Raw genomic sequence first — 2,766 nt, 5'->3', positions numbered from 1 at the left:
CTTGGCGTGGATCTCCGGTTCATCGAAGAACACTTTCCGCCGAGCTGGAATATCCCGCCCGGCAGTGAACATCCGGCCTTTGTGCTGGGCCGCAGCGGTGAGCTTAAGCCGCATCCCATGCATTGGGGCTATCGGCCCCACTGGGCCGGGGAGAAGGGCAGGGAGGTGATCAATGCCCGGGGTGAAAGCGCGGCCGAGAAGCCTTATTTTCGCAGTGCCTACCAGCGCGGTCAGCGCTGCCTGATCCCGGCAACCGCCTGGTATGAGTGGCAGAAAACGGCGACCGGCAAACAGCCTTGGGCGCTCAGCAATGAGGCCCAAACCCTCTTTCTGGCCGCGGTCTACACCCGCGGGCAAGAGGGGCTGGGTTTTGCCATCGTCACCCGCCCGGCGATCAAGTCCCTCGGCCACATCCACGATCGCATGCCCCTGGTGCTCAGCGATGCCACTGCCCAGCAGCAATGGCTGGCCCACGAGCCTCTGCCCGGCGACTGGAGTCAACGCTGGATTACTGGCCCATCACTGCCGGATGCTTGGCAGAGCTGGCCTGTCAGCCGCGCGGTCAATAGCCCGGAGAACGATACGCCCCAGCTATTGGAGCAGGTTGAATCCAAGAGCTAGGCAAGCTCCGACCATGAAAGGCACGGCTTGACGTACGTACGGAAGTGCGTACACTTTGTGGAAAGTAAAGCGTGCGAGAGAGGTGCGTGATGAGCGGAATTTCAGCCACTGAGGCACGCAGCAAGTTGTATCGCCTGATCGACGAGGCTGCGGAGTCGCACCGACCAATCACGATCACGGGAAAGCGTAATACCGCTGTCTTGGTGTCAGAAGAAGATTGGTCTGCGATTCAGGAGACACTTTACCTGCTCTCTGTGCCAGGGATGCGGGAGTCAATCCGTGAGGGAATGGATGCGCCCGTGCAGGAATGTGATGAGGAGCTGGATTGGTGACATGGAAGTTGGTTTACACCAAGCAAGCGCAAAAAGATGCAAAGAAGCTGGCTGCCAGTGGACTAAAACCAAAAGCTGAAGAATTGCTAGCCCTGATTGCAGAAGATCCCTTCCGCAGACCCCCACCGTTTGAAAAGCTTATTGGTGACCTTTCGGGGGCCTATTCTCGCAGGATTAATATTCAGCATCGACTGGTATACCAGGTGCTTGAGTCTGAAGGTGTTGTGAAAGTGCTCAGACTCTGGAGTCACTACGAATAGCGGAACCTCTGACTAATCAGAGGTTCCTTTTAGCGCCAATAAGTCGCTGATCTTGGCCGGTTTGAGCTTACGCTCCTCCAAGGTGTCGAGCATCTTGGCCAGTGCTTCGGCAGTGGCGAGGTCCGGCTCGTGAAGATGGAGGACGACGATGCTGCCGGGTTGGACGTTGTCGAGTACCTGGGCGGCGATCTCTTCGGCGCTGAGGTCCTTGTCGGCGTCGCCGCTGGCGATGTCATAGTGGACGAGTTTGAGGCCCAGATCAGCTGCAATCTCTGTGACTGTTTCGTTGTATTGGACGAATGGTGGGCGAAAGTGACGCGGGATTTCGCCGGTGAGGCTGTAGGACATGAGTTGGGCGAAAGCGATTTGTAGGCGGATGTCTTTTTCTGTTAGTTCGGTCAGATCCGGGTGGCCGTGGGCGTGGGTCGCGATTTCGAACTGAGGGTCGTCGTGAAGCTCGCGCGTGAGCTCAGGGTTGTCGGCCATCCAGAGGCCGCCGAGAAAGAGGGTGGCGGGGATCTGGTGGTCGCGAAGCTTGTCCAGCACCGCCTCATTAAGTCGGTTGCTTCCAAGCTGGCTGCAGGCGTCGAAGGTCAATGCGATTTTGCCTGGGTCCTGGTCCCGTGGCCCATGCTTGATGACCTGGGGTGAGCGGGCCTCAACCATCGGCAGCTCATCGATGGCAAGGTCTGGATGAGCGGCGTTGAAGGCTTCTCGAAGTGATTCGGTATAGGCATTGGCGTCGATGTCTGCCTGCGCCATGGTGGGCAGAGCGAGGAGGAGGGCGAGGAAAGCGGCCTGGGTAGGGCGTCGCACGGGTGGACCTCGGGTTCGGAACAGGGTAACTCAGTTTGCTGTGCCGCCAGAGACAAGTCCAGTGGCCGGGCCATTCGGCTTGTCAGGTCTGTTAGTCTGCGGTGGACAGGATTCATGGAAGAGGAGTGCTGATGTCGCGCGCTGAAGATGGGCCTGGTCTAAAGGTCGTTGCTTTGGGGGTTGCCGCCTTTGTGGCCGGTCTTTGGTTGTTGCACGGCCTGGTGGTGGTCCTTGGACTGGATGCCTCGGCCCTGGGCATCCGGCCCCGGGCCGTGTCCGGACTGATGGGGGTTGTTGCGGCACCCCTGATTCATGGCTCCTGGCTGCATCTGTTTTCCAATACCCTGCCCTTGATCGTGTTGGGTAGCGCGATGCTTTACGGCTTTCCCCGGGCCGCCAGGGCAGCCTTGCCGTTGATCTGGCTGGGCTCCGGTTTGCTGGTCTGGCTGCTTGCCCGGGATGGGGTGCATGTGGGTGCCAGCGGCGTGGCCTTCGGGATGATGTTTTTTGTGCTGAGTGCGGGTATTCTGCGTCGCGACCGGGCATCGGTGGCGCTGGTGCTGTTGGTCTTTTTCCTGCACGGGTCCATGGTCTGGGGCGTTTTGCCACAGGCTCCCGGGGTGTCCTGGGAAAGCCATCTTTTCGGTGCGGTACTCGGGCTGGTCTGTGGCATCGCGCTGCGGCATCGGGATCCGATTGCGGCGCCGGCAGTGTTTGATAATTCCGATCTCCCGGAT

Annotated in this window: 5 protein-coding genes; 4 read left to right on the top strand and 1 reads right to left on the bottom strand. The window is 59.5% G+C overall.

Annotated features, from left to right (window positions below):
- The 3 genes from ACJWXQ_RS07570 to ACJWXQ_RS07560 form a co-directional block, all read left to right on the top strand.
- Positions 1-621: SOS response-associated peptidase (locus ACJWXQ_RS07570; RefSeq protein ID WP_406672515.1), on the top strand; the 621-nt coding region annotated here is incomplete at its 5' end.
- A gap of 89 nt (positions 622-710) precedes the next feature.
- A complete protein-coding gene (locus ACJWXQ_RS07565) occupies positions 711-953 on the top strand; it encodes a type II toxin-antitoxin system Phd/YefM family antitoxin (RefSeq protein ID WP_406672514.1) in 243 nt (80 codons plus the stop codon).
- The gene (locus ACJWXQ_RS07560; protein WP_406672513.1) at positions 950-1,213 is read left to right on the top strand and encodes a Txe/YoeB family addiction module toxin; all 264 of its coding nucleotides are present in this window, start codon (positions 950-952) and stop codon (positions 1,211-1,213) included. Before ACJWXQ_RS07565 ends, ACJWXQ_RS07560 begins: the two co-directional genes overlap by 4 nt.
- Before the next feature lie 12 nt (positions 1,214-1,225).
- Here ACJWXQ_RS07560 and ACJWXQ_RS07555 read toward each other — a convergent pair whose 3' ends face one another.
- Entirely contained in the window at positions 1,226-2,029 is an 804-nt protein-coding gene (locus tag ACJWXQ_RS07555) for a polysaccharide deacetylase family protein (RefSeq protein ID WP_406672512.1), read from the bottom strand.
- 131 nt (positions 2,030-2,160) lie between these two features.
- On the opposite strand from ACJWXQ_RS07555, the gene ACJWXQ_RS07550 reads away from it, so the two are divergent.
- Positions 2,161-2,766 (top strand): rhomboid family intramembrane serine protease (locus ACJWXQ_RS07550; protein WP_406672511.1); only part of this gene is annotated, 606 nt, incomplete at its 3' end.

The sequence above is a fragment of the Natronospira sp. genome (assembly GCF_007134575.1).
In the GTDB taxonomy this organism is placed as follows: Bacteria; Pseudomonadota; Gammaproteobacteria; order Natronospirales; family Natronospiraceae; genus Natronospira; species Natronospira elongata.
This window is presented reverse-complemented; position numbering and strand designations above follow the sequence as displayed.

Coding starts and splice junctions, on each gene's coding strand:
- ACJWXQ_RS07565 (WP_406672514.1), top strand. CDS start 711: ATGAGCGGAATTTCAGCCACTGAGGCACGCAGCAAGTTGTATCGCCTG.